Origin of the sequence: Methylotenera oryzisoli, assembly GCF_004661485.1 — a bacterium.
Classification (GTDB): Bacteria; Pseudomonadota; Gammaproteobacteria; order Burkholderiales; family Methylophilaceae; genus Methylotenera; species Methylotenera oryzisoli.
Genome location: NZ_PQVH01000008.1, coordinates 102679 through 124830 on the forward strand (window position 1 = coordinate 102679; position 22152 = coordinate 124830).

Genomic DNA, 22152 nt, shown 5'->3' on the forward strand with positions numbered 1-22152 from the left:
GTACTAGCTCTCAGCTGTACTGGCTTTTTCTTGGGGCAAATTTGGGGCAAATAGGGCGTTATTAACCTTGTCCAGCTCTCGTGACTTATCTGCAAGATCAATCCATTTGCTGTAGACCTCTAGCGTGATTTTCATATTGGCGTGGCCAAGCTGACGCGCAACCCACATCGGGTTAGCACCGGCCATTAGCATTAGGGTGGCGAACGTGTGTCGCATTTGGTAGGGGTTACGGTGGTGTAATTTCAGTTGCTTGAGCGTAGGTGTCCAGTAGACCTTACTTTGCGAGCGTTGGTCGTTCCACGTTGTTTCTGTGATTGGGTTAAGAAACACGTACACTGATTTAAGTTTAGTGTGTGCTTTTTGTCTGGCCAGCGCAGCTTTTGCTCTAGCGTTCAGTTCAACAAAGCGCACCTGGTTAGTCTTGGTGGTTTTGCTTTCGCCTTCCACCTTAGCGCTGCGCACAACGACTAGTGTTTCTTCAACATCTCCCCATTTCAGATCTATAAGCTCAGAAGTTCTTAGCCCACTAAAAAAACCAAACTCAAAGTAGTTGAGCACTTGCTCGTTGTACGTGGTTTTAATGTGCTCTAGGATCAGGTTCACTTCATTTATCGTGAATGGGTCAGGCTCTGGGCGCTGAGCCTTTACGTTGCGGATTCGAGCTGCAGGATTGCTTGCGATGATGCCATCTAAAAACGCGGCATCTAGTATGCGGCGCATTGGGATTACTATGTTATTTCTGGTTTTAGGTGTGACTTTCAGATCGGCAAGGTGGGCCATCAGTTCGGTGTAGGTGATTTCTGTAATTTTGTGCTTACCGAACTTAGGCAACCAGTGCTTGTTTAGGTGCTTTTGATAGGTGGTAAGTGATGATTTAGCCAGCTGGCTATTGGCTTTTAGCCATGTATCGCTTGCGTCTGCGAAGGTGTCTATCTTTTTAACGCCAGCTTGTGCTTTGGGGGATTCTGGGAAGTAGTCAGCATAATCAAACGTGCCGAGTCCTATTTTGCGTAGAATCTCGGCACGCAGACCAGCTGCATACTGCATATTGCTTTTAGTAGGTGGTATGTTGATTGTTTCACGGCATCTTGCACCTCGCCATTGAAACGATACTCTTATGCTGTTGCCACGCTCTTCAATTCCAGTCTCTCGCCGCTGACCCATTCGTTGTATGCCTCTATTTTAAATTGAACCCGGCCATCACGTGACTTCCTCCAGTGATAGCCTTCAATAAAGTCGCCACGGCTTATTTTTGCCCTTAATGCGGCGACTGTGTAACCTGACTCTCCGGCCAGTTTTTGGATAGTAACCCATTCAAGCATGCTTACTCAATTCACTATGTTTATTGATAGCCTCATCTATCGTTTTAAAAAATCCCTTTGATTCACCATCAAAATTAAGGCCATAAGGGTAGGTGGCGTTTTTAGCGTAGGTGATTGTCCAAGGTGATGCACCAAAACGCATGTGGTAATCGTCTATTTTTTTCCACTTCATGCAGCCCTCCGTTCTTTGATTTCATCATAAAACTCATTCAACTCAGCTACACAATCGTTATATAGATTTGTAGTCTGTCGCTTCCAGAATGCATCATAAAAAACAACCAAACTACGCAGCGCGTCACGCTCTTCACTATCAACGCCGAACTTGCCTGTTCTTTGATAGCGCTCAAGTATCAACGCGGCTAAGAAGTTAATTGCATCAACCGTAGGCTTAAGATTTTCAGCGCCTTTGTACTTGGCGGCAATATTGAGCATGTTTGCCATGCGCACCAGGTAGTCGTAATCCGATTGTTGCGCTGTGCCAAATAGGAATGCATTAACCATTGCAAGCTCTTCTTTGCCCTCGATGTTGTCATTCACTACCCGATTAACTAGCATTGGCACGCTGGCGTGAAATGATTTGTGTTTTTTGTTGCGCTTGGCTTGTTTGCCAAAGTTTTGTTTTCTTCGTTGGGCGCGGTTCATGCCTGTAACTCCTGAAATAGTCCTAATGAAGCACCTAATGCGTCTACGCATGCTGGGTTTAACCAAACAACCTCAGTCCTGATGCTGGTGCCGCGATATGCTGAAGCTCTTGATTTTGTGCTATGTTTTTGCCAGTTGCCACTTGCCAAATTCATCAATGCATCATCGTATAAATCGCTTTGGTAGCCGTTGAGCACTACCATACCTTCTACATTTTTTAATTTATCTAGCAGGGCTATATGATCTTGCTCTGTCATTTCATGCCGGTAGTAGTGATTGTTGTTATCCATTACTCGCGTGTTATGCATGTATGGTGGGTCTACATAAAAAAGTGTTTCAGGCGTGTCATGGTTTTCAATCACATTTAAGGCTGGTCGATTTTCAACAAGAACACCTACCAGACGATCAATTATCGGCCTTAATATTGGTGGGTATTTAACCCAGTCCATTTGTGCCGTTGTGTATCTGCGTGAGGTATCTGACCTAAAGCCAGTGGTGCCTTTTGTTGCGCCACTTGAGCCAAAACCCATTTGGGCGCGAATGATAGTGCGCCTAGCACGTTCAATCTCGCAATCAGTATATGTAAATGCTAATTCGAACTCAGATCTAGCAAATAAGGTAATTTCTAGCAGTTGAATTAAGCGTGCGCTCTTTTTATCGTCCTGCAGTACGCGAAATAAGTTGACGACATCATCGTCTAGATCGTTATATACCTCTGCATAAGACCTATGTTTTTGCAGCAGTACAGACGCGGCGCCACCGAATGGCTCACAATAAATTTTATGGTTAGGGAAGAATTGTATTAACCAAGATGCAAGCCGGAACTTACCACCGTGATATCTTATTAGTGGGCGAGTTACTTTCATGCTGCACCACCTTGAGCGGCCATCAAACCCGCTACTGTAGGTTGCACCCATACAGGCGCTGCGCTTAGTTGGAATGTTTCCCCAGCCCATGACAATAGTAAGGTTCGGAACATTTCACTGGCTACAGCTTGCGCTGCCGGTGGCGGCACTGCGTTACCAATACGCTCACGCCAAGACATATCGTTTAATCCGTCTAGCTGTAGTTGTTCTTCAGGATCGATAAGGCCTTGCAATGCTGCTAATTCAAGTGTGGTAAATGGGCGATGCCATGTGCCATCCATTGACTGAATAATTGCAATTACTTTATCGTTTGATTCTGGAATTCGTGGATCTGCAACAGACCATCTACCATTATCAAATTTACCTGATGCACTGATAGCGCCGCATTTCTCTTCAAAAGGAACGACACCGTAATGACCACCAGTTAAATAGTTATCACCTTTTTTGCGGTCGATGCCACTGCGTGGATCTGCAACAGCAAAAGCACCTTGCCCGGTTGTGCTGGCTGCAATCACAGTGTTGCTTGGTGTCTCGTAAGCATTGACGATATATTTTCCAGAACCGTTAAATCCAGTATTGGAACGCGGGTCTGCTACAGACATAGCTGCACCGGCTACGTGCGCAGCTCCGGTGACAGATCCTGATGCACCTTCAAATTTAACGACGCGGTAAATTCCGTTTTGACGGTTCTTACTTTCTGGCATGCGTGGATCTGCAACTGTGTAAATGCCGCCACCTGGTTTAGATTGTGCGCTAACAACACCCATCGTTTTATTGAATGGCAAAACACCATACTGGCTGTATTCTTTACCGTTGTAGCGTGGGTCTGCCACAGAAAATTTGCCATTGGCAGGCGATGATTTTCCAGTGACTGTGCCACTTGATTCGTTCCAATTGTGCACATCTAAATAACCGCTATAAAACTCTGGCACGATTAGGTAATCGCGCAATTTGCCATCCTCGACCGCTAATTTATTCAAGCTGCGCCAATCGCTACCAGCTTCAACAAATGCCAAGCGAACCCATGTTTTCCATTGTAATGATGGGATGCGGTGCATAGGGCCAGCCGCCAAATCACCTGGTAACAACATGCGACCTAATACATCGCCAACGGAACGAAGAGGGCGCTTAACTGGCTCATATAGATAGCTAGGCACTTTTTCCATGTGACGTGCGACCAATAGGAAGCGTTTACGGCTTTGCGCTAAGTTGCCTAACTCACCACAATCATGAGTAGTCTCTGCAACTGCATAGCCATAATGGCGTAATAACTGGTTAATTTGATCGAGCAGATATCGGCCACGAGTAGAGATTCGTGGCACGTTTTCAAAAACAATCAACTCTACAGGGTCATCTTTCCATGCTTCGCACATTAACCAAACGCAGCGTAACGTTAGCTGATTAAGTGCTTGATACTTTGTAGTTTTGCTTAATGACTCAGAAAGCAAACCAGACAGGCCTTTGCACGGAGACGAAATGAAAACAATGTGAGGGTGTTCATTGCCTGCAGCAGCTTGGATATCAGCAGGGGTTGCTTCTTTCCAGCTCACAGGAGGCTCTTTGCCATGAAACGAGATGTACTGCTCACGGGTAAATAAATCCATCACCGTACCTGCACGGCCATCTCCCATTTTGTCAAAGTCACGTATAGCTGCGGCATCTATATCTACACCACCTATGCAACGAGAACGTGCCACCATATTGCCTACGCGTGCGCTGGCTTGGTTAAATCCTTTTTTACCGCCACCAAGACCGCAGGCAAAGTGAAAGTGATTGATTGTGCGGATATCGTTCATGCTGCCACCTCGCCTTTAAATTCGTTGATTAGTGATTGCAGTTTTTGGTCATACAAGTTCATGGTGGTCTCCATTGTTGTTGTTTAAATAAATGCGCGGCGGATGGTGATTTTTAGTGCTCTGCACTTTGAGTGGCCGCTTTCACGGTGGTAGTTGTAGTCGCTCTTAAGTGATAGAAAAATCACGATTGCGATTGGGCTGAAAAATCCGCCGATGTAGGCTGTTATTAGTTGTGGCATGGTTTGTTTTCCTATGGTGGTTAGTTAATTAGTTAGCTGCGATTTGCCATGGGGCAGGGCGTGTGATGTACCAGTTTTTAGCGGTACCGCATTTTTTTCGCCCTAGTGTTGAGGCGGCACTTTTGCTTAGTCTTAGCGGTAGCTTGAAATGGCCAGCTTTTTCTAAGGCTTCAAGGCGTTGCATAGATGTATGAAACTTGGTTTTAAGCTGTCCACGCGTTACGAACTTCTGCGTTTCCATGTGTGTTTTTACAGCCTCGATCAAGTCTTCATCGCTCAATGGCGCTAGGTAGCAACGTGCCATGGCTTAAGCCACCTCTGCCGATGTGCATGCTTGTTGGCGGTACATGGCGCTTTGTGCTTGGTTTAGTACCAGGTTATCTGGGCGATACTTGATGATTAGGCCTTGGGCGCGAATTTGTGCGACCTGTGTATCTGTTAGTCGGCTAGCGTTAATCACGGCGTGGTGCTTGAAGTTATCTAATATTGATTTGCTCATGGTCTGCTCCTGTTAGTTGATCTGTATTTAAATTTCCTGCCACCAGTAAGGCTTTTGCTGGGTGGCTGGTAGTGCTTTAGCTGGCGCTTGTTTCTTTGCTGCTTTTTTTTGTGCGATAAGCGCCATGCGCACTAAACATTTTTTGGTGAGTTCGCACTGCATTGCTTTCTCAAAGCTGTAGCCAATACGTTTTAACCCTGTGCGGTTATAGGCGGCTTTTAGTTCTGCTTCGGTTGTACGCATGGCTAGCTCCTGTGTTAGTTAGGTGTTTGCTACTTGCAGGCCTAGTTTGTTAACCAGGTGGTCAAGGTCATCAGCTGAATCGATTAGCTCTTTAGCTAACTCACGTGCTTGCTTCGTTGTTAGTGCTAAGTTGTTACCTGAACCAATTGGTGCGCTAACCATAACTGCTGCTTTGTGTAGGTTTGTATCGATGTAATACCAAGCTGTAATGCTCATGTTTGCTCTCCAGTTATGCTTCAAAAATCCAGCATTTGACGGTTTCAGGGCGTGCTGGGTTATCAAACCCACGGTGCTTGTTGTGCTCGCGGTTAATTGCGCTGCTGACTGCTTTGGCCTCTACAAACTTGCGTTTGCGGCTGGTCTTAAGCAGTTTTTTAAGGTCTGATAGCAGCGGGATCTGTTGTTTTTTCTCGGATGCAACCTGTACAAAGTGATTGAGGTTAATGGCGATTAGCGCAGGGTCGCAGCTGTGATTGAGGCGAGGCTCTAGGTCGTCACCATTCAAGTATTCGTAGGCTTCCCAGAAGGCTTGCACGTCTGGGTGATCTGCATTGATAGATTGCTGACGCGCTACCGCCATTTCGACCACTTCATCCCGGGCGGCTTCTAGCATTTGGTCGTTAATATTGATTACTAGGCTTAGTGCATCTACTAGCGCCAAGATCTGTGCGTGGTTTTTGATGATGCGCAGGTTTTTGATGCCATCTATGTTTTGCAGCGTTTTTTCGTAGCTGGTAGATTTTTCTTTAAATGCAGCCATGATTGCTGTTTCCGCGGTGATGGCTTTGATTAAAAAGCCTGATAGTTCTTCTACTGGTGTGCGCTCTAGTTGCTCACCAGCTAACTTGCCCGCAGGGGTGTGGCTTTTAACATCGCAATGGATATGGCAGATACGCTGCATCATTGCATCGCTAGCTGATACGGTTGCGTTTTGGCTAATCACAATGGCGCCACGGAATGGTGGCTCGTAGGTTTCGTTACCGCCATTTTTAACGCCGCGTGATCGCACTGAGCGTCCGTTGTAGGCTGTTTTTAGCTCATCCCAATCAAAGGTTTTAGCGTGGGCTTTATCTTCACCACCACGGTCACTTTCGATCAGCACCACTGGCATGCCTGCCACTTGTGAAAAGTTACGTGCACGTGCGGCTAGTGTTGCTTTTGAAGGGTCGAAGCCTTCGTAATCGTTACGGCCAAGTAGCTTCCATAAAAACTCAATCAAGGTGGATTTACCAGCGCCCGGGTCGCCTACTACTTCTAAGAATGGGTAGGACTTGTGATGCTGCCTGATTTGTTCTGCAAATAGGCTGCCCATCCAAAAGGCTAGTGTGACGATGCCTTTAGCTTGGTAGCACTTCCATAACAGGTTTATCCAATCGGCATTGAACTCTTTGGCATCTGTATTGATGTTTAGCGTGACAGACTGGCTAAGTGATTTAATTGATAGTCTGCCAATGTCGAAGAAGTCTTCTTCATTGAGTGGGTGGACTTGTCCGTTTTGCACTGCGATATCATTAAATACATAGGTGGCGTGCTCTTTGCTGTAGCCGATGTAGTCAATTGTCTGCACCGTTTTCATGTTGTAGAGCTGGTCTTTAATGATGCGGTCTAGCTGGGATGCGTTGCCACTGAACACCGCGCCTGGTGCGATAGATAACAGACGCTTTTTAAACTCTGTAGAGCTTGATAGCTGTGCACCAGTGAATGTGTTTTTAATGCTGCTTCCGTCATGTGGGAAGTCCACACGTAGGTAGTACCAGCTCTCATCTGTTAAGAGGTTTGCTTGGTAGTACAGGGCTTGTGGGTAGCAGTTGGCGATTTCGTACACTGACTTAGCTTCTAGCAGTGCTTTGCCTTTGATTTCATCTGGGCTTAATGCTGTGTTGGCTGATTCACTCTCTTTCTCGATGGCGCTATATGACTTGTGGTATTTATCAATATCTAATTGAAACCAAAACATGCGGTTAATAAAACCGTAAAAGAAGCTTTGTTCGCCTGTTTTGTTGTAGATGAGCAGGGCTTTATCTGTTGCAGATTTAGCAATGAGCAGGGCGCCGTTATATAGGGCCTCTTCAATGGCTTTGTCGTCTAGCTTGCCTAGTTGGTATAGATCGTTCCAATCTAGCTTTTTACGGTTGCGGTTCTTGATTTGTGCTGCACGTGCTACCCAGCCTTGTTCACGGCTAAGTTCTACGTGTTTACGAATGTACTTGCTGCCAGCCGCACCATCATCAAGCGCCCACACTAGCTCTGGTAATTCACGACCAGCTGCTTGGCATTGTTCTGCAAGCTCTTTAAGTGCTAGCTCTGGGTAGTTGTTGCAGCTCATGGCAGAGACTGCAGCACGTCCAGTTTGGATGTGTGAGATTGAGTCGAAGATGCCTTCAACAATCCATACTTGTTTAACGCTAGCGTCTGTTAGGTCTAGCGTTGGTGCTTTCCACCAGTGGCCTTTGTAGCCGCCTTTAAAGTTGGCTTTTTGACTGCCAAAGCGCTGTGGCTTATCAATTAATCGTTCCCAAAATGCACCGTTAGGCAATTGAAAGCGTACGGTTGCCGATCCTATTTTCTTTTCAGAATCGTAGAAGCTCTCTTGGGTGTACCAACCTTTAATAGTACTGATATCAAAACCACGGCCATCACGCATATAAGCATCTGCTGATGCGTTAGGTTCAGCAGGTGTAGGTTTGTGACGATCTGACCAGTTGTTAAATAGATCAGGGTAGAGGTCTTTAATATGAAACTCTGCACCGCATTTGTTTAAGCGGCCACAACGTAGAACCCAAGGCGCGTCTGCAAAGGTGTATAGCTCTTTCTTTTTACAAGATGGGCATTCACCTTGTTGCAGATGGTTGCCATGCTTCTTGAATGAGAAGTCACGGTCTAGGTGTCTGCTTATGTCGCTATGTAGGCTTGGGTTCATGGTCAAATCACAAATTTTGGGTAAAAAAATCCTTAACACCTTAAAAAAGGCGCTTTCGGGTGGTGCTTGTTTTGGGCTATTGGTTAGCTTGATTTGGCGCTGATGCGCCTAGCGCTAACCGCTTTGTGGTGATGTAGTTTCTTGCATGGCCTCAGTCTTTACAGATTGCGGTATAAAGACCGCAGGGTTAGGGATTCGGCTTGGTACGATTGTTCGGACTGCTGATAGGACAGACGCCCAAGTATGGCCGCATTCAATGTTGGTGCATTGGTAGTAGATCTCACGGGTGATATTAGTCACTTTTTTGCTAGTGCTAATGCGCGCTTTGCTTGAGCAGTGCGGGCATGATGCGCTGTTACTTCTTCCCATTTTGTCTCTCCATTAGCATGTTTTGAATGACGGCTTTTGCTTCGGTAAGTGTTGCAATTGCAGTAGCGCTAGTTTCTAAAGCTAGCTCTAACTCGCCCGGGTCAATGCCATCTACTAACTGCGCGTAGGCATTGGTTACTTCTGAAGTTTCTTGCAGGATTTGGCGCAGCATTTCAAGCGGCTCTACCTTGGTACCGTAAACGATAGGCTTTGCTGTTAGCTCTAAATCTAATAGCAAAGTGTTTACCGTTTTAAGGCGTAACGGCATTGGCAACGCTTTTAATATTGACTTGATGAAGTTAGCCGGCAGTAGGTTGTTATCTTTAGTTAGCTCATCTAACCAGCGGAATATCTTGTTAGCGTTGGTATGTTGGCGGCGGTATTCATCGTTACCTGTTATTTCAAATGTGATGCCGGTGACCAAATGCGAAGAATTATTCACATGGGATTGCACGATTTGGTCAGCCACTGTTTCACGGCTCCAATCGTTTTGGCGCTTCCATTGGTTAACTGCGTTAACTAATACAGAGATTAAAGTGCCTTGCTGTTCTTCAGGTGGGTGAGAATTAGCTCTCATGCTTTTGTTGTTCATCATGGCTATTATTTACCCATCGAACTTGAAGAAAAATCAGCGGTGCCAACTATGCTATCGGCACCGCTGGCAACTGACGCAGCGGCGACTGCGGCAGGGGAGGAAGCGGTTAAAACCTTAACGCCAGCAAGATATGCTAGACGCGCAAATGCGGATTTTGTTTTGTTAAATTTACTAGATAAAACCTCTGCTTCTTCGCGTTCTTCAAGCATTAAGCGAAGCGCGATTGGACGTTTATAGTCGAGGCCATCTTCATTACGTTTGCGTGGTGTACTCATTGAGTATAATCTGTTAAATAGTTACTAAGTGCGTTCATTATTACGAAGAAAAATTCTTATGTCAACAGAAATAACCGAATATTTATTCGCAATTGGGCAGAGATTTAAGAGTGAGCGTGAAAGATTGGGTTTCACGCAGGCTCAGCTTGGGGAAAAAATAGAGGCGACTAGCCGAACTATTGGTAAGTACGAAATCGGCGAAACTGAGGCGAGAATTAGTCAACTACTTAACTTCATGAGGTTAGGTGCAGACATTAATTACATATTGCTTGGTTCGCGTGCGGGATTAGTCACTGGTGAACCTAAAGCTTCTTATCAAAATGCGGAGCTAGATATGATACTTAATGCTTATGCACATGCTGATGAGTTGGGTCGTGCTGCGCTGGCGGCCGTTGCTACTTTTGTAGCAAAACATAATTAAATAATGCACTTTGTAAAAACAATAACAATTTAATCAAGGTAGCCTATGCAAACCGTATTTGGGATTTTGTCTATTATTAGTGTGGTCGTTTTCTTTATAGGCATGGTTAAACCAGCGATCTTAATAAATAAGAAAACAGGTGAGGTGCCAGAACGTAAAAACCTAGCAGCAGGCGCCATTGGTTTATTTCTATTCTCATTAGTGATGGTTGGCTTGCTCGGTGATGAGAAGCCTACCAACAATCCAGACAGTGAGAAGCTAGCTGCAGCTGAAGTTAAGCAGCCGTCATTAAACATTACCCCTGAAAATTTTAGAGTGAAATTCAATGAAGTTTCTGAGCTCATTGATACTAGCTTTCACATTAATCGGATTGATGTAAAAGAAGGCCCGGTATCAGATACTGCCAATGTGACGTTATCTGACCAAAATTCGTTAGTAATTGCAGTAACAAAAGATGGAATGGTTAACTCTGTCACATCAATATCTATTGGTGACGGCACATTTAAGTCTGGTGCCAATATGCTTTTTCTTGCAACTACCATTGTTCGATCTATTAGCCCACATCTTGAAAGTGAAAAAGCAGCTCAAATTGCTATTGAGTTGATGAAGCTAAGTACGAATGATAAAGCAGGTGAAGCTCATACTAAATTAATAGATGGCGTTGAGTATTACGCAATATTTAACAAGCAACTAGGTTTTTGGTTTGGTGCAGAGTTGCCTGACACTAAGTAAAAATGGGACGTTACTATTTAGCCTTAGCCATTTCTCTTTTAGTACCAGCCATCTGCTTTGCTGGCACACTGTCAGGCGTTGTAGTTGGCATTAAGGATGGTGACACCATTTACCTTTTAACGCCTGATCGCCAAAAAAAAGAAGTGAGATTTAATGCAATAGATGCGCCAGAAAAGGCACAGCCGTTTTACAACAAATCACAGCAGTCATTATCTAACTTATGCGCGGGAAAAGATGCCACCGTCAATACCTATGGGCTTGATAAGTATGGACGCACGCTAGGTGATGTATTTTGCCAAGGTAAAAGCGCAAACGTGCACCAGGTTGAGAATGGGTATGCATGGGTTTACAGACAGTATAGCAATGATGCGAACTTGATAGCGCTAGAAGCTGCAGCAAGATCTAAAGGGATAGGGTTGTGGAACGACCCGTCACCAATTCCACCATGGGATTTCAGGCATGGAAAAAGGCCAGAAACCTTTGAACAAACGCAGGCGAGGGTAAAGGCATCAGCAAATAGTGCTGAGGGCTTTAGCTGTGGTAGTAAAAGATATTGCCGACAAATGGTGAGCTGTGAAGAGGCTAGGTTTTATTTAAAACAGTGTGGCTTGCATAAGTTAGATAAAGATGGTGATGGTGTGCCGTGCGAGGTGCTTTGTGGTGGGTGATGCGTAGCTAAGATTAGCTCTGACTCTTAGGAGGGTATATGCAATTTCAATGTAAGGCATGTTCAACCAAAATAGAATATGACCCAGCAATCACCCTAGAGGCAATGCCTAAAGGTTGGAGAATGCATCAAATTGGAACGTCTAGGGTCTTATTGTGCAAATCGTGTGGAAGTCAGATAGATTTTAATGGTGAACACTCTCCCTATCTAAAGCAGATGTTAACTACAGGTAAGAACAATACTTGAAATGAGTAAAGGTATAAATGGAGCAATCATATGAAGCGGGATTGGGATTTAATACGTAAGCTGCTTACTGATGTAGAAGAAGATAATGTGCTTTTTTCTGAACTCCCTGCAGAGCCAAAGTGGGAGAATCAGACAGAAGCACAATATATAAAAGAGTTAGATGCATTTAGAGCAATTGAAAGCAGAATATTCGGGCACTTTGAAATGCTGGTGGATAATGGGTATATCGATGGCTTAGATATCATACGACCTAATGGAAGCGGCTTTTATTATTCTTTACACCATCCTAGATTAACTATGGCAGGACATGATTTATTGGACACAATGAGGTCTGCAACCATATGGGAAACAATTAAAACCACCGCTAAAACAAAAGGCATTGAGCTGACCTTTGATGCTATTAAGTCGATAGGATCGTTAGTATTAAAAAACACATTGGGTTGAGGATGCTCAATGAATTTAAGGCTCTATATTTAATAGTAGAACCTTAGGTATTAAGTACAGTCTTACTAGTTAGTAACTTGCTTTACGATGTAATCGTCAGGTTATTAATAGCAGTTTATAGAGTGCTTTACATACTACTTAGTAACTAACTGTTTACTAAAGTAAAAAAAGGCGTTATTATTCGAAGCATTGTTGGCAAACATGTCAACAAAATTTTAAGATATTAGAAAATTAATTGGGGAATATAATGAGCACAAATTCATTACAAGCGGTGGAAGCCATGCTTAATGAAAGTGGCGTGCAAGACGTTAAGTTTATGTTTAAGCGTGAAGCGATAGCTTTGCCGATGACTGACTTTCAAGACGATGTGGCTGATGTTCTAGCTAAATTTCATGCAGGTAAAAAGACTGTAGTGTCTGCATTGCCTTCAGAAGAGCTATCAATTAATTAATAACTACGTGTATTCAAAAAAAGACCCTTATGGGTCTTTTTTTATAGGCTGGGATTTATGGATTTAGATTTAAGAAAAATAAAAATTACTCTTGAAAACTCTCAAGCATTGAGAGACACGTATTTCGATTATTACCATAATGGTAAGCCATATATTAGCGTAAATGACTTATTGACTATAGTAGAAACTAATCTGGAAAAGAAAGTTACATTATCCTTTCACGAAGATCACTATAAAGACCACTCAATGCATAGCTTTGTGGCTGTTAATTCTGACGGTTCATTTGAGATATGTTTATTAAATGGAATGACGAACTGCTGGAACAGATTTTCTTTATGTAAAGAGTTGTTTCATGTAGTACTAGACTGTGAGGATGCAAGAAATTCATCGTTACCAGAACACTTAATTGACTTTAGATCTTCAATTATGGACGGTGCGATTGAAGGTAGTGAGTCTTCAAAAAGCGAAATATTAACTGAGTTTGCTGCTATGCAGTTTCTTTTCCCTTATCAAAGAAGACTTGATTGCCTAAAAGAAATTGAAGCCAGAAAAGATGAGTCAATAAAGTCGGTATACGAAGACATGGCTGTTAGGTTCCGCATCCCAAGGCTATTGGTTGAAGACTATCTAAGCCCGAGACTAATTGAATTTTTTGACTCAATATCATGGACAGGTAAATCAGACTCACGATAGACTGAGATAGCATGAATATTAAAACCCGCATCTGCGGGTTTTTTATTGCCCAAAATATTAACGATTACCATATCACCATTAGCGGCAACCACTTAGCGGCTATATCCCCATGCGCCCCACAATGTTATCCACAGATTTTGTGGAGATTTGCATTTATCATATTGGTGCTGTTACCGATATGTTCACTCATTAGGCTCTTCCACTTTTAGCTCCATCTCTAACCTGGTGATTAAACCGGCACTATCGTTTAGAGAGTGCACGGCTTGGGTGACTATCCATTTAGTGCTGTCTATTACTGGTTTCCAGCCGCTTACGGTAGCCGGTTGCTCTGGTGATATCTCTGGGCGGCCCAGTGCTAGCGTTAGCCCAAATGTGGAAGTGCCGCGTTTTAGGCGTGTGTATTCTGCTTTGGCTGCGCGTATTGCGTTAGCTTTGTTTGCGTAGATATGACGCAGCACTTTAATGTTATCTGCGCTTGCTGTCATGGATGCGTCAGGCTCGTAGGCATTACTGGCCAGTGCGTCTTTTTTAGTGACATTTACATTTTCAGCGGTGATATTGATTGGCGTTTTTTTCCCTGTGCCGACCTCTCTGTAGTATGCAGTTACCGTGCCGTAGTTGCTTTTACCCTCACTCAGATCTCTATATTTATTACGTGCTGCACGCATCGCGCTGGCTTTGGTTTTGTATAGTTTATTTAGGCTATAAACACGGCCTTTCGCGTTAATGGTGGTGGCTGGTGCTGCGCCTAAGTCTGCACCTGAGACGTTGCCTTCATCGATTAGAACTTCACCTTTAATGGCTTGCGCCATGTCGTTGTAAAGTGCTTTTACGCCTGTGTAGGTGTCGCGGTCTGCCACGCCAAATCGGTGTTGATCACCACTTGCCCGGGTGATTTTAACCGGCGCTAATGGTTTGCCGGATACGCTGCGGCCAGTGCCTGTTTTAAGAAATAATAGATTGCCTGATTTAACAGTGAAGAGGGCATCGAACATTTTAGCCAAGCGCGAGAGTAAGTTCACATCTGACTCGTTTGTTTGGTCTATGTGCTGTATGGCTTGTGTGGCTAAATCGCTAGGGATTACCGCTTTTAAGCTATTTTCTTTTGCGATGCTGGTGATGATATCGCCTACGCTTTTGTTGTGCCATGAGCGTTCTTTTTGTGTTGTTAGTCCTGCACGTAGATCTGCGCTTCTGGCACGCATGGTGAGCTTATCTGGGGTGCCTGAGTGTTCTACATCATCAACAATAAAGGTGCCTTTATCAATTAATCCGCTAACTTGCCAGCCGATGGCTAAATTAAGCTTAATGCCGCGATGTGGAATATCCAGCTTGCCGTCATGATCTAGCAGCACGATATCGAGCTGGTCAGCTTCAGGCCCTCTGTTTTCAGTGAGCGTTAAAGACTCTAGCCTATCTGCAAACGATAGGGTGATGTCTTTATTATCTAGGCTGATTTTAAATGCTGCTGCCGGTTGGGTTTCTATTTGCATATTGCTATCGGATGAAGTCTAAGATTTTGTCGTTAATGGCGCCTATTTTGTCTAGCTGGTCGTCACCCACACGTGTTAGGTTTAGTGAGAATTCAATACGCCTTGCTTTGCCATCACTAAAAAACAGTTCTTTGTTAACGCTCAGCTTTTCAATCACGAAGAATCCATAGACGCGCCCTGTGCCTTCAACTAGTGGCCATTGCTCTCCTGTGTCGCCCATGTGGCGGATTAGATCTAGCGATAAGTCGCCACCTGAAACTTCAGGGAGTAGCACGCCTGATAGATTGATGGTTTCGTCATCCACACCAGCAAATTGCCGTGCAGGGCGTAACCCTACGCGGCCTGCTGATGGGTGGCGCCACGCCATTTCATGCGTAAGCTTTTGATAGGGCAGGGTATCCATACTGAATACAAATAAACCTAGTGACATCATCATGGCTTAATCTCTATCTCTTAATGTTGAGCGGCTACGTGCAACTGCTGCGTTGTTGGTTTTTTCTACTTCTTGTGATACTAGTTTTGCTAGCTGCGCCTCGCTCATGCCTGGTGTTGGGTGCACGTTAATTACCGGAGCATGTGTAACGGCCTGCGCATAGTTATATCCTCGGGGTTTGATCGCTGGCGTGTTTTTAATGATAGGGCCACCAGTGCCAGCACCAGCAAGTGCTAACCCGCTGTTCTTGCCACCACCAATCCACTCTTTTACTTTGGTGATTGCCTTCATGATTGGCTCTATAAAGCTGTTGAATGTTTTGGTGATGCTATCCCATAATCTTGTAAAGAAGCCTTTAATTGGCTCCCAGTATTTGTAGATTAGCAGGGCAGATCCAGCAATAGCGGTAACCGCTAGGCCGATTGGATTTAATAGCAGCATGCGCCCAATGAATCCAATTACCATGCCTACGCCGCGCAATACTGGAATGAGCAAGCCGCCTTTAATACCTATCATTCCAAGGGCATAACGCATGAGGATCATTGGCCCCATAATGGCTGCAATGGCAATCAACAAACCACCAACACCAATGGTGATGATTGATAGTGCTGCTACCACTTTTAATATATAGCCGGTGAGAACAGGGTGCTCTTTTACCCAATCGCGCATGCCAGACGTTATTGACCTGATGACTCCCAAGATATCTATCAACGCGGGTTTTAATTGCTGGCCTAATTCAGTGCTTGTGTTGAACGCTGAGTTCATTGACATTGTGTATTGCGCATCAAGGCTGTTATTTTGCGCAGATGACTCTTTAGCCATAGAGCCTTTGGCCTGAACATCTTTAGTGAGCTGCAGCTGGCGGCGGTACTCTTGCAGGTTTTGTGCGAGCTTAGAGGCGTCATCTCCATACTCAACTCCAAATAGCCTAGTGGATGCTTCTAGCTGCTTATCTTTAGGCAAGGCTTTGATTCTATCTAATACATCCAAGATAGTACCAGTTGCGTTTTTGTTCATGGCTTGCTGTAGCTTGGTTGCCTCTAGGCCTAGCATTTTTAAACCACCAGCGTACCGTTTGGATGACTCTAAAATAGGGGCATTAGATAAGCGATTAATCATTGCATTAGATGCGGTGGCTGCTACCTCTTCAGACGCCCCCAGCGTTAGGAATGTAGAGCCTAATGCAGCGGCTTCTTTAAAGTTCATGCCAGCGGTTGTAGCGGTACCAGCAATGCGCTTCATTACGTTGATGATGTCTGCGCCTTTTGATTGTGCGTTGTCATCTAGGTAGTTAACGGCATCACCAAACTCATGGATTTTATCAATTGGAATTTTATATAGGTTTGAAATCATCCCAACATCTTCAGCCACCTGGTCTGTTGGCAGTTCAAAAGCGGCTGCCATAATAGCGGTTTGCTCTGTAAACGTGAGTAGGTTTTTTTTACCCTCAATGCCCATGCGTGCAGAACCCTCTACCAATTGGGCCAGCTGTATTGAAGTAAGTGGCAAGCGCTCAGACATGTCTTTGATGGCATCGCTCATTTCGTAATACGTTGAGGTATATGCACCATTAGCATCACGTGCACCGTTGACCTGTTTTGTTACACCAAGCATCGCGGTTTCAAAGCTTGAATAGTCTTTTATTACCTTAACGATAGGCACCCCAATTGCGACACCCGTTGCTGCGGTGCTTGCGCCTGCACTAGCTAGCTTGTCACGCGTCTGTAGTGACTTGTCACGGGCCGCTGTGATGGCATTGATGCGCTTGGCTAGTTCACTTTGCTTTTCAAGTGCGATGGTTTGCTTGCTCACTTGCTCGGTAGCGCTTGCCATATCTGCTTTTAATTGGCGTTGGTGAGTTGCCAATTTTGCGGTGTCTATGCCACTGTTTGATAGTTGTGATCGTAATTGTTGCTGCTTTTGAATTAGATCATTGTGCTCTTGTTTAAGCCTGCCTGCCTCTTTAACCGCGGCATTGAATGCTTTGTTCATGGCGGCTGTGGGTTTTTCTACGCCATCCATCTCTTGCTTAAGCTGTTTGATTTTAGCGCTAGATGCTGCGAGTGAGTTGTTGTTGATGGCAATGTCTTTATCTAACTTACGAAAGCCATTGATATCATTTTGCTGGGCATTCAGTGCACGCAGGTTATCACGTGCGGCTTTGAGTGCTTTGGCTGTCTCAGAACTGCCTTTGGTGATGGCTTTAAGTGGAGCTGTTGCTTTGTTGATTGCTGATAGGATTACTTCTAATTTCAGGTTTTGACTCATTCATCAGCTCCACTTCTTACTTTTGCATGTTCTCGCCACTCCATAAGCTCTACGAGTGACATTTTTTCTAGATCAGACAATTGCCAGTGAAACACACTAGCAATATCTGCCATGGCTTCTTCTACGCGGGTTGGTAGGCCGCCTGCATTGTTGCTTTCGGTAACAAAAAACTGCTCACCACTGCACCGAATTGCATTAAATCTGCTGGGTCTAGGTGTTGAACTTCATATAGAGTAAGCGATGGGTCACTAATGCGAGGGATTACTTTCTCTAATGCTGCTACATCCATTTGAAGCAAATCAGTCAGGTTTGTCCCGCGAAGTTCACCTGAGTCTGGCTTGCGTAAAGTAACTTCTGTAATTTCTTTTTCACCACGTTTGATTGGTGTATCTAAGGGAATTGAATTTGATTGTGTCATTTGAGTCTCCATAATTTATTAAAGTTACTGCGCTAAATTAGCGCAGTAGTTAGGGTTAGTAGCCGTCCCAACCTTCACGCATGGTTAGCTTAGGCCGATAGCTTTGCGTTGATCTGCAAGCATGTCTATGCCATTTACACGTTCAACCATGTTGGTTAGGTCTAGCTCGATGATTTCAGCACCATCTATTGTTAACTTGTAATAGCTGAGAGTAAGCTTTACTTTCATGTCGCTGTTTTCACCTACTTTGGCGTTGCCTGAGTCAATTTCTTCAATACGGCCACGCATAACCACCTCAACCGCTGATACGATTGATGTTGTGTCCTCCTGATATGCACCAGCAAAGCGCAACAGCATGCCATCAACGCGAGTGCTCGCGTATTGCTGAAACACTTGCGTTACTAAGCCGCCTAGTGTGACTTCTGCTTCTATACCTGCTTGGCCTAAATCAATTTTCACAGGGCCGTTCATACCACCGGCGCGGTATTCTTCCATCACCCGGCCTAATTTTGGCAATGTAAGCTCTGGCACTTGGCCTAAGTAGCTTTTTGCATCGTTAAAGAGGTTAAAGTTCTTGAGTTTGCTTGGGAGTGCCATCATTTTTCCTTTACTGAATTTACTTTAGATACTGGCACCAGGTGCATTACAAGGTGCCAGTGTGTGTTAGGCCTGTGCGATTAGATCGGCAAAGTCCACCAAGTAACGGTTGGTAATACGTTGACGGAACATTAAGTTCTCAAGCGGTGGCACTGGGGTGTAGTCGTAATCGATATATAGCTTGCCTGACTCCAGCACCTCTGCGGTGTTTGGTTCTGGGTCAAACCAGCAATCGCCATCGATAATGTAGCCGAGTGATTTAAGTTCGCGGAATTTAGCTTTGATGCCTTCGATAATGTCGCGAGCCAAGCTTGGGTTTAATGGCGCATCTACTGCCCACATGTGCGCTTCTGCAATTGTGTCGGCTAACACTTGTGCAGTACGGGTGTAGTTTTCAAAAGCAAATTTAGGGTCAATAGAACATGTACGTGACCCCCAGAAGCGGTAGCCGCTATGGTTAACTAGTGTGGTGACTTCTTCTGCATTTAAATAGCCTGCGTCTGTTGCGGGGTCTTGTAGATCCCAGAAGATATCTTTGCTTAAACCAATGACGCCATTCACTGGTATGTTTGAAATGGTTTTATGCCAACCGATTTCATTATCTAGTTTTGCACGTAAGCCTAATGCACGTGCTACTGGTGAGCCTACTGTTGCTGCACCGTTCCAAGTTAAGAACTCTGGCCAGATAACCATTACTTCACGTGCGCCAAAGTTATCGCGGTAGGCGACTGCATCTTCTTTAGTTTCTGCACCGTTAGCATGAACATAAGCAAACGCACGTAACTTTTGAGCAATGCTTACTAGCTCTGTTGCTACTGGCAATGTGTCGTGATCTGGCACGCCTAAAATGCGAGGGGTAACGCCTAGCTGCGCTTTGGCTGCTAGCAGTGCTTTCATGCCGGTGTATTGGCCTTGAGCTGTTGTAGTGCCGATAATTTTAGTGTTGAGGTCTGCTTCACGTGCTGCAGCATCTACGCCTTCGCCTTCTTCAACACGCACAACCACTACTAGCGTATTGGTTTGGTCTGCAATTGCATCTAGTGATTTTGCAAGGTTACCAGATACACCGGCCTTGCCGATTGCGGCTTGCACATTGGTGATTAAGATAGGTTTGTTTAGTGGAAAGGCTGCAGCGTCAGCATCGTCTGAAGCGCAAACCATACCAATAATGGATGTATTAATAACACGAATAGGTCGCGTGCCTTCTGTAATTTCTGTTACACGGACGCCGTGGTGATAATCGACTGGCATTTATATTCTCCAAGCTATTGAGTGGGTCAATTCGCGTAGCTTGCCGAATGCGATTGTGTATGTGTGTTGCGACAGTTCTAATTGATTTATATAGAACGCGTTATGTGGTTGCGTCATAATGCTTGAATGACTAACGATGAATTTAACCAATGCCAGTTAAAAGTTAAACTGGATTTTAGAGTGGTAGAGGCTGCGCGTTTTGTGCTGGTGCATGCTGGATCAGTAGATACAGCCGTGGCCTTATACTTTGCGCATGTGGCCGATGGTAAAGAAAAGGTACTCTCGGCTATTAAACTGTTTCAAGAGTACCTTAATGATAAAGATTAAAAGAGGCCGCTGGCTTTCATTGGGTCGTAGTTCGTGATCACAACTTCTTTACTGGTTTCTGCGCTACCGTGCACATTGGCTACGCTGTACTTAATGCCTAAGGCTTCACCGTCTAGAATAGTTAAGCCATCGAATGCAGCACGGATATCTGGGTGATCGTTTAGGCTTACCATCACCTTGCCTTTGCAGGTTTTCATGAAGGCTGCCATTTTTTCGTATTCTTCAAACTCAAACGGCACACCGTAACCCTCTGTTTGCCAGTAGGGTGGGTCGCAATAAAAGAAGCTGTGCGGCCTGTCGTAGCGTTTCATGCAGTCTAGCCATGGCAGATTTTCAACTTGCGTGCCTTGTGCCAACCTTACCCATGCATTTGATAGGCTTTCTTCTATGCGTAATATATTGATGGCTGGTGCGGTTGTGGCTGTGCCGTAGTTTTGACCTTCAACTTTGCCGCCAAACGCATGGTGCTGCAGATAATAAAACCGTGCTGCGCGTTGAATGTCTGTGAGGGTTTCTGGGCGGGTCATCTTTGCCCATTCAAACAGCTGGCGGCTACTGATAGACCATTTAAAATGACGGACGAACTCTTCAAGGTGGCTTTGGAGTACACGATACAAGCGTACTAGATCACCATTGATATCGTTGAGGACTTCAACCTTTGCTGGCTGCGGCCTTAGAAAGTAGAGTGCTGCACCGCCGCAAAACACTTCTACATAACATTCATGGGCTGGGAATAGGGGGATTAACTTGTCGGCAAGACGGCGTTTACCGCCCATCCAAGGGATAACTGGCACTGCATTTGACATAACAAAACCTTTCGCTGTGATTAATCATCAGCTAAACTAGCGCCGCCGTGTCGACATGGCAGGGAGCTTTAGCTGATATGCACAGGTTGGTTCTGTGTGTGGAAGTGATCATTGTCATGTTGACGCATGGCTTTGATCGCTCTCTCAACACCTTAATGCTTTAAAAAAATACTTCCATAAAATTTGGTTCTAATTATGATTATTTAGAACACGGTAATTTATAGGCTCAAAAAAAACCGCCACTTGGCGGTTAATCTGCTAATAACTCCTAAACCCAATAAACCTGTTGGCATAAAGTAACCTATCTTTTTGCTTATGGGATTTCCAGCCGACATTTATCGTTAGATACCTTTTACCCAAGGGTACATGACACTCAAACTGAAAGCTTTTTTTAAACACTTTTAGCTCGTACCAAAATCCAGCACCTTCAATGCCGTTTGCATAAACACGGCAATAGCTTTCTTTCGGACGACTGAATAGCGCATAGTGAAAGCCATATGCGCAATTGCGCCATAACCACATTAATCGGCAGTAATAGCGAATTAACGATTTACGATCATAATCTGACTGTGTCCATGCCCTTGCGAATGCAAACCAGTGGTCGGTGTTGTACATCCCATACCACCACTCATCAACCGCGTTATCATGAGTTTGAAACCAATAGAGTGGTGTGATGATGTATTCACGCGGCATAGTCACGTATTGTCGGTTAAGGCGCTTGACGACATCATGACGTACCTGTTTTCGTATGAAACAGGCAACCAATGGCGCCAGCAGGTAACAGGCCAGCTCAATAGCTAGTGCTGGAATAAAATATAAAAGCCAGATTATAACGTTCATGGTTTTCCTTCATCGTATTCAATGGAGTTTTCGCAGTGGTTAGCTTCAATCTTGTCTAATATCTTACAAAGTACGCATGCCCATTTTTCACCGCGTTTACGTGCTTTCGCAGCTCTGCTGCTGATTAACTCATCTTCATTACCACCAGTAGTTGCATTACCTAATTGGTCGAAAGATTTAGCGATTAACAAGGCGCGATTACTGCCGCTGATAATGGCACAGAGCATCCAAACTGCTGCAACAAGGTTAGCTGCTTGGCACAGCACCCAGATACCTAGCATGTATAAGCGCCACTTCAT

The 22152-nt window shown here is 44.7% G+C and carries 32 protein-coding genes; 7 read left to right on the forward strand and 25 right to left on the reverse strand.

All coding sequences use genetic code 11. The features are described 5' to 3' along the window. Window positions 1-3 precede the first annotated feature (3 nt). The 15 genes from C3Y98_RS05100 to C3Y98_RS05165 all read right to left on the reverse strand — a co-directional run bounded on the left by C3Y98_RS05100 (window position 4) and on the right by C3Y98_RS05165 (window position 9766). Window positions 4-1164 carry an Arm DNA-binding domain-containing protein gene (locus C3Y98_RS05100; RefSeq protein ID WP_135277027.1) on the reverse strand — a complete coding sequence of 387 codons (1161 nt, stop codon included), beginning with the start codon at window positions 1162-1164 and terminating at the stop codon, window positions 4-6. Next, window positions 1116-1322: an excisionase gene (locus C3Y98_RS05105; protein WP_135277028.1), complete on the reverse strand. Its 207-nt coding sequence runs from the start codon at window positions 1320-1322 to the stop codon at window positions 1116-1118. Before C3Y98_RS05105 ends, C3Y98_RS05100 begins: the two co-directional genes overlap by 49 nt. After that, window positions 1315-1494, reverse strand: a complete 180-nt coding sequence (locus tag C3Y98_RS05110; RefSeq protein WP_135277029.1) for a hypothetical protein — start codon at window positions 1492-1494, stop codon at window positions 1315-1317. The genes C3Y98_RS05105 and C3Y98_RS05110 overlap by 8 nt, the downstream gene beginning before the upstream one ends. Next, window positions 1491-1964, reverse strand: coding sequence for a hypothetical protein (locus tag C3Y98_RS05115; RefSeq protein ID WP_135277030.1), 474 nt, complete (start codon window positions 1962-1964; stop codon window positions 1491-1493). Before C3Y98_RS05115 ends, C3Y98_RS05110 begins: the two co-directional genes overlap by 4 nt. After that, on the reverse strand, window positions 1961-2830 hold the full coding sequence (locus C3Y98_RS05120) for a DNA adenine methylase (RefSeq protein WP_135277031.1): 870 nt from the start codon (window positions 2828-2830) through the stop codon (window positions 1961-1963). Before C3Y98_RS05120 ends, C3Y98_RS05115 begins: the two co-directional genes overlap by 4 nt. Beyond that, complete coding sequence (locus C3Y98_RS05125) at window positions 2827-4626, reverse strand: DNA cytosine methyltransferase (RefSeq protein WP_135277032.1); 1800 nt, start codon at window positions 4624-4626, stop codon at window positions 2827-2829. Before C3Y98_RS05125 ends, C3Y98_RS05120 begins: the two co-directional genes overlap by 4 nt. A gap of 83 nt (window positions 4627-4709) precedes the next feature. Beyond that, window positions 4710-4865: a hypothetical protein gene (locus C3Y98_RS12765; RefSeq protein WP_167759902.1), complete on the reverse strand. Its 156-nt coding sequence runs from the start codon at window positions 4863-4865 to the stop codon at window positions 4710-4712. A 28-nt stretch (window positions 4866-4893) separates the two neighbouring features. Next, window positions 4894-5169: a hypothetical protein gene (locus tag C3Y98_RS05130; RefSeq protein ID WP_135277033.1), complete on the reverse strand. Its 276-nt coding sequence runs from the start codon at window positions 5167-5169 to the stop codon at window positions 4894-4896. Between the two features lie 3 nt (window positions 5170-5172). Next, a complete protein-coding gene (locus C3Y98_RS05135) occupies window positions 5173-5364 on the reverse strand; it encodes a hypothetical protein (RefSeq protein WP_135277034.1) in 192 nt (63 codons plus the stop codon). Between the two features lie 27 nt (window positions 5365-5391). After that, window positions 5392-5607, reverse strand: a complete 216-nt coding sequence (locus C3Y98_RS05140) for a hypothetical protein (protein ID WP_135277035.1) — start codon at window positions 5605-5607, stop codon at window positions 5392-5394. An 18-nt stretch (window positions 5608-5625) separates the two neighbouring features. Further along, window positions 5626-5823: a hypothetical protein gene (locus C3Y98_RS05145; protein ID WP_135277036.1), complete on the reverse strand. Its 198-nt coding sequence runs from the start codon at window positions 5821-5823 to the stop codon at window positions 5626-5628. Between the two features lie 13 nt (window positions 5824-5836). Then, window positions 5837-8527: a toprim domain-containing protein gene (locus C3Y98_RS05150; RefSeq protein ID WP_135277037.1), complete on the reverse strand. Its 2691-nt coding sequence runs from the start codon at window positions 8525-8527 to the stop codon at window positions 5837-5839. A gap of 114 nt (window positions 8528-8641) precedes the next feature. Further along, window positions 8642-8896, reverse strand: coding sequence for an Ogr/Delta-like zinc finger protein (locus tag C3Y98_RS05155; protein WP_135277038.1), 255 nt, complete (start codon window positions 8894-8896; stop codon window positions 8642-8644). After that, window positions 8883-9491 (reverse strand): hypothetical protein, encoded by a 609-nt coding sequence (locus tag C3Y98_RS05160; RefSeq protein WP_135277039.1) that lies wholly within the window; start codon window positions 9489-9491, stop codon window positions 8883-8885. Before C3Y98_RS05160 ends, C3Y98_RS05155 begins: the two co-directional genes overlap by 14 nt. A gap of 5 nt (window positions 9492-9496) precedes the next feature. After that, a complete protein-coding gene (locus C3Y98_RS05165; RefSeq protein ID WP_135277040.1) occupies window positions 9497-9766 on the reverse strand; it encodes a hypothetical protein in 270 nt (89 codons plus the stop codon). 58 nt (window positions 9767-9824) lie between these two features. Here C3Y98_RS05165 and C3Y98_RS05170 point away from each other — a divergent pair, with 58 nt between their 5' ends. The 6 genes from C3Y98_RS05170 (at window position 9825) to C3Y98_RS05195 (ending at window position 13420) form a co-directional block, all read left to right on the forward strand. After that, on the forward strand, window positions 9825-10187 hold the full coding sequence (locus C3Y98_RS05170; RefSeq protein WP_135277041.1) for a helix-turn-helix domain-containing protein: 363 nt from the start codon (window positions 9825-9827) through the stop codon (window positions 10185-10187). A gap of 45 nt (window positions 10188-10232) precedes the next feature. Further along, window positions 10233-10919, forward strand: a complete 687-nt coding sequence (locus tag C3Y98_RS05175; protein ID WP_135277042.1) for a hypothetical protein — start codon at window positions 10233-10235, stop codon at window positions 10917-10919. 2 nt (window positions 10920-10921) lie between these two features. After that, window positions 10922-11587 carry a thermonuclease family protein gene (locus C3Y98_RS05180; protein ID WP_135277043.1) on the forward strand — a complete coding sequence of 222 codons (666 nt, stop codon included), beginning with the start codon at window positions 10922-10924 and terminating at the stop codon, window positions 11585-11587. Between the two features lie 275 nt (window positions 11588-11862). Next, window positions 11863-12276 carry a DUF2513 domain-containing protein gene (locus tag C3Y98_RS05185; RefSeq protein WP_135277044.1) on the forward strand — a complete coding sequence of 138 codons (414 nt, stop codon included), beginning with the start codon at window positions 11863-11865 and terminating at the stop codon, window positions 12274-12276. 247 nt (window positions 12277-12523) lie between these two features. Further along, a complete protein-coding gene (locus tag C3Y98_RS05190) occupies window positions 12524-12727 on the forward strand; it encodes a hypothetical protein (protein ID WP_135277045.1) in 204 nt (67 codons plus the stop codon). 57 nt (window positions 12728-12784) lie between these two features. Then, window positions 12785-13420, forward strand: a complete 636-nt coding sequence (locus tag C3Y98_RS05195) for a hypothetical protein (protein WP_135277046.1) — start codon at window positions 12785-12787, stop codon at window positions 13418-13420. A gap of 182 nt (window positions 13421-13602) precedes the next feature. On the opposite strand, the gene C3Y98_RS05200 is transcribed toward C3Y98_RS05195, so the two are convergent. From C3Y98_RS05200 to C3Y98_RS05230, 7 genes are all read right to left on the reverse strand, one after another. After that, the gene (locus C3Y98_RS05200) at window positions 13603-14913 is read right to left on the reverse strand and encodes a contractile injection system protein, VgrG/Pvc8 family (RefSeq protein WP_135277047.1); all 1311 of its coding nucleotides are present in this window, start codon (window positions 14911-14913) and stop codon (window positions 13603-13605) included. A 4-nt stretch (window positions 14914-14917) separates the two neighbouring features. Then, window positions 14918-15349, reverse strand: a complete 432-nt coding sequence (locus tag C3Y98_RS05205; protein WP_135277048.1) for a phage tail protein — start codon at window positions 15347-15349, stop codon at window positions 14918-14920. A gap of 3 nt (window positions 15350-15352) precedes the next feature. Then, a complete protein-coding gene (locus C3Y98_RS05210; RefSeq protein WP_135277049.1) occupies window positions 15353-17614 on the reverse strand; it encodes a phage tail tape measure protein in 2262 nt (753 codons plus the stop codon). Continuing rightward, entirely contained in the window at window positions 17611-17727 is a 117-nt protein-coding gene (locus C3Y98_RS12895) for a GpE family phage tail protein (RefSeq protein WP_135277050.1), read from the reverse strand. The genes C3Y98_RS05210 and C3Y98_RS12895 overlap by 4 nt, the downstream gene beginning before the upstream one ends. A gap of 8 nt (window positions 17728-17735) precedes the next feature. After that, the gene (locus tag C3Y98_RS05220; RefSeq protein ID WP_135277051.1) at window positions 17736-18032 is read right to left on the reverse strand and encodes a phage tail assembly protein; all 297 of its coding nucleotides are present in this window, start codon (window positions 18030-18032) and stop codon (window positions 17736-17738) included. An 84-nt stretch (window positions 18033-18116) separates the two neighbouring features. After that, complete coding sequence (locus tag C3Y98_RS05225) at window positions 18117-18632, reverse strand: phage major tail tube protein (RefSeq protein WP_245234327.1); 516 nt, start codon at window positions 18630-18632, stop codon at window positions 18117-18119. A gap of 63 nt (window positions 18633-18695) precedes the next feature. After that, window positions 18696-19880, reverse strand: coding sequence for a phage tail sheath protein (locus tag C3Y98_RS05230; RefSeq protein ID WP_135277052.1), 1185 nt, complete (start codon window positions 19878-19880; stop codon window positions 18696-18698). Between the two features lie 126 nt (window positions 19881-20006). On the opposite strand from C3Y98_RS05230, the gene C3Y98_RS05235 reads away from it, so the two are divergent. After that, window positions 20007-20207 (forward strand): hypothetical protein, encoded by a 201-nt coding sequence (locus C3Y98_RS05235; protein WP_135277053.1) that lies wholly within the window; start codon window positions 20007-20009, stop codon window positions 20205-20207. Here C3Y98_RS05235 and C3Y98_RS05240 read toward each other — a convergent pair. The 3 genes from C3Y98_RS05240 to C3Y98_RS05250 all read right to left on the reverse strand — a co-directional run bounded on the left by C3Y98_RS05240 (window position 20204) and on the right by C3Y98_RS05250 (window position 22152). Beyond that, window positions 20204-21013 carry a DNA adenine methylase gene (locus tag C3Y98_RS05240; protein WP_135277054.1) on the reverse strand — a complete coding sequence of 270 codons (810 nt, stop codon included), beginning with the start codon at window positions 21011-21013 and terminating at the stop codon, window positions 20204-20206. The two genes, C3Y98_RS05235 and C3Y98_RS05240, sit on opposite strands and share 4 nt — an antisense overlap. Window positions 21014-21271: 258 nt before the next feature. Beyond that, a complete protein-coding gene (locus C3Y98_RS05245; protein WP_135277055.1) occupies window positions 21272-21853 on the reverse strand; it encodes a DUF7338 family protein in 582 nt (193 codons plus the stop codon). Then, window positions 21850-22152 carry a hypothetical protein gene (locus C3Y98_RS05250; RefSeq protein ID WP_209308747.1) on the reverse strand — a complete coding sequence of 101 codons (303 nt, stop codon included), beginning with the start codon at window positions 22150-22152 and terminating at the stop codon, window positions 21850-21852. The genes C3Y98_RS05245 and C3Y98_RS05250 overlap by 4 nt, the downstream gene beginning before the upstream one ends.

Excerpts from the sequence above, each read along its gene's own strand:
- C3Y98_RS05100 (WP_135277027.1), bottom strand. The coding sequence starts at position 1,164 with ATGGGTCAGCGGCGAGAGACTGGAATTGAAGAGCGTGGCAACAGCATA.
- C3Y98_RS05105 (WP_135277028.1), bottom strand. The coding sequence starts at position 1,322 with ATGCTTGAATGGGTTACTATCCAAAAACTGGCCGGAGAGTCAGGTTAC.
- C3Y98_RS05110 (WP_135277029.1), bottom strand. The coding sequence starts at position 1,494 with ATGAAGTGGAAAAAAATAGACGATTACCACATGCGTTTTGGTGCATCA.
- C3Y98_RS05115 (WP_135277030.1), bottom strand. The coding sequence starts at position 1,964 with ATGAACCGCGCCCAACGAAGAAAACAAAACTTTGGCAAACAAGCCAAG.
- C3Y98_RS05120 (WP_135277031.1), bottom strand. The coding sequence starts at position 2,830 with ATGAAAGTAACTCGCCCACTAATAAGATATCACGGTGGTAAGTTCCGG.
- C3Y98_RS05125 (WP_135277032.1), bottom strand. The coding sequence starts at position 4,626 with ATGAACGATATCCGCACAATCAATCACTTTCACTTTGCCTGCGGTCTT.
- C3Y98_RS12765 (WP_167759902.1), bottom strand. The coding sequence starts at position 4,865 with ATGCCACAACTAATAACAGCCTACATCGGCGGATTTTTCAGCCCAATC.
- C3Y98_RS05130 (WP_135277033.1), bottom strand. The coding sequence starts at position 5,169 with ATGGCACGTTGCTACCTAGCGCCATTGAGCGATGAAGACTTGATCGAG.
- C3Y98_RS05135 (WP_135277034.1), bottom strand. The coding sequence starts at position 5,364 with ATGAGCAAATCAATATTAGATAACTTCAAGCACCACGCCGTGATTAAC.
- C3Y98_RS05140 (WP_135277035.1), bottom strand. The coding sequence starts at position 5,607 with ATGCGTACAACCGAAGCAGAACTAAAAGCCGCCTATAACCGCACAGGG.
- C3Y98_RS05145 (WP_135277036.1), bottom strand. The coding sequence starts at position 5,823 with ATGAGCATTACAGCTTGGTATTACATCGATACAAACCTACACAAAGCA.
- C3Y98_RS05150 (WP_135277037.1), bottom strand. The coding sequence starts at position 8,527 with ATGAACCCAAGCCTACATAGCGACATAAGCAGACACCTAGACCGTGAC.
- C3Y98_RS05155 (WP_135277038.1), bottom strand. The coding sequence starts at position 8,896 with ATGGGAAGAAGTAACAGCGCATCATGCCCGCACTGCTCAAGCAAAGCG.
- C3Y98_RS05160 (WP_135277039.1), bottom strand. The coding sequence starts at position 9,491 with ATGATGAACAACAAAAGCATGAGAGCTAATTCTCACCCACCTGAAGAA.
- C3Y98_RS05165 (WP_135277040.1), bottom strand. The coding sequence starts at position 9,766 with ATGAGTACACCACGCAAACGTAATGAAGATGGCCTCGACTATAAACGT.
- C3Y98_RS05170 (WP_135277041.1), top strand. The coding sequence starts at position 9,825 with ATGTCAACAGAAATAACCGAATATTTATTCGCAATTGGGCAGAGATTT.
- C3Y98_RS05175 (WP_135277042.1), top strand. The coding sequence starts at position 10,233 with ATGCAAACCGTATTTGGGATTTTGTCTATTATTAGTGTGGTCGTTTTC.
- C3Y98_RS05180 (WP_135277043.1), top strand. The coding sequence starts at position 10,922 with ATGGGACGTTACTATTTAGCCTTAGCCATTTCTCTTTTAGTACCAGCC.
- C3Y98_RS05185 (WP_135277044.1), top strand. The coding sequence starts at position 11,863 with ATGAAGCGGGATTGGGATTTAATACGTAAGCTGCTTACTGATGTAGAA.
- C3Y98_RS05190 (WP_135277045.1), top strand. The coding sequence starts at position 12,524 with ATGAGCACAAATTCATTACAAGCGGTGGAAGCCATGCTTAATGAAAGT.
- C3Y98_RS05195 (WP_135277046.1), top strand. The coding sequence starts at position 12,785 with ATGGATTTAGATTTAAGAAAAATAAAAATTACTCTTGAAAACTCTCAA.
- C3Y98_RS05200 (WP_135277047.1), bottom strand. The coding sequence starts at position 14,913 with ATGCAAATAGAAACCCAACCGGCAGCAGCATTTAAAATCAGCCTAGAT.
- C3Y98_RS05205 (WP_135277048.1), bottom strand. The coding sequence starts at position 15,349 with ATGATGATGTCACTAGGTTTATTTGTATTCAGTATGGATACCCTGCCC.
- C3Y98_RS05210 (WP_135277049.1), bottom strand. The coding sequence starts at position 17,614 with ATGAGTCAAAACCTGAAATTAGAAGTAATCCTATCAGCAATCAACAAA.
- C3Y98_RS12895 (WP_135277050.1), bottom strand. The coding sequence starts at position 17,727 with ATGGCAGATATTGCTAGTGTGTTTCACTGGCAATTGTCTGATCTAGAA.
- C3Y98_RS05220 (WP_135277051.1), bottom strand. The coding sequence starts at position 18,032 with ATGACACAATCAAATTCAATTCCCTTAGATACACCAATCAAACGTGGT.
- C3Y98_RS05225 (WP_245234327.1), bottom strand. The coding sequence starts at position 18,632 with ATGATGGCACTCCCAAGCAAACTCAAGAACTTTAACCTCTTTAACGAT.
- C3Y98_RS05230 (WP_135277052.1), bottom strand. The coding sequence starts at position 19,880 with ATGCCAGTCGATTATCACCACGGCGTCCGTGTAACAGAAATTACAGAA.
- C3Y98_RS05235 (WP_135277053.1), top strand. The coding sequence starts at position 20,007 with ATGACTAACGATGAATTTAACCAATGCCAGTTAAAAGTTAAACTGGAT.
- C3Y98_RS05240 (WP_135277054.1), bottom strand. The coding sequence starts at position 21,013 with ATGTCAAATGCAGTGCCAGTTATCCCTTGGATGGGCGGTAAACGCCGT.
- C3Y98_RS05245 (WP_135277055.1), bottom strand. The coding sequence starts at position 21,853 with ATGAACGTTATAATCTGGCTTTTATATTTTATTCCAGCACTAGCTATT.
- C3Y98_RS05250 (WP_209308747.1), bottom strand. The coding sequence starts at position 22,152 with ATGAAGTGGCGCTTATACATGCTAGGTATCTGGGTGCTGTGCCAAGCA.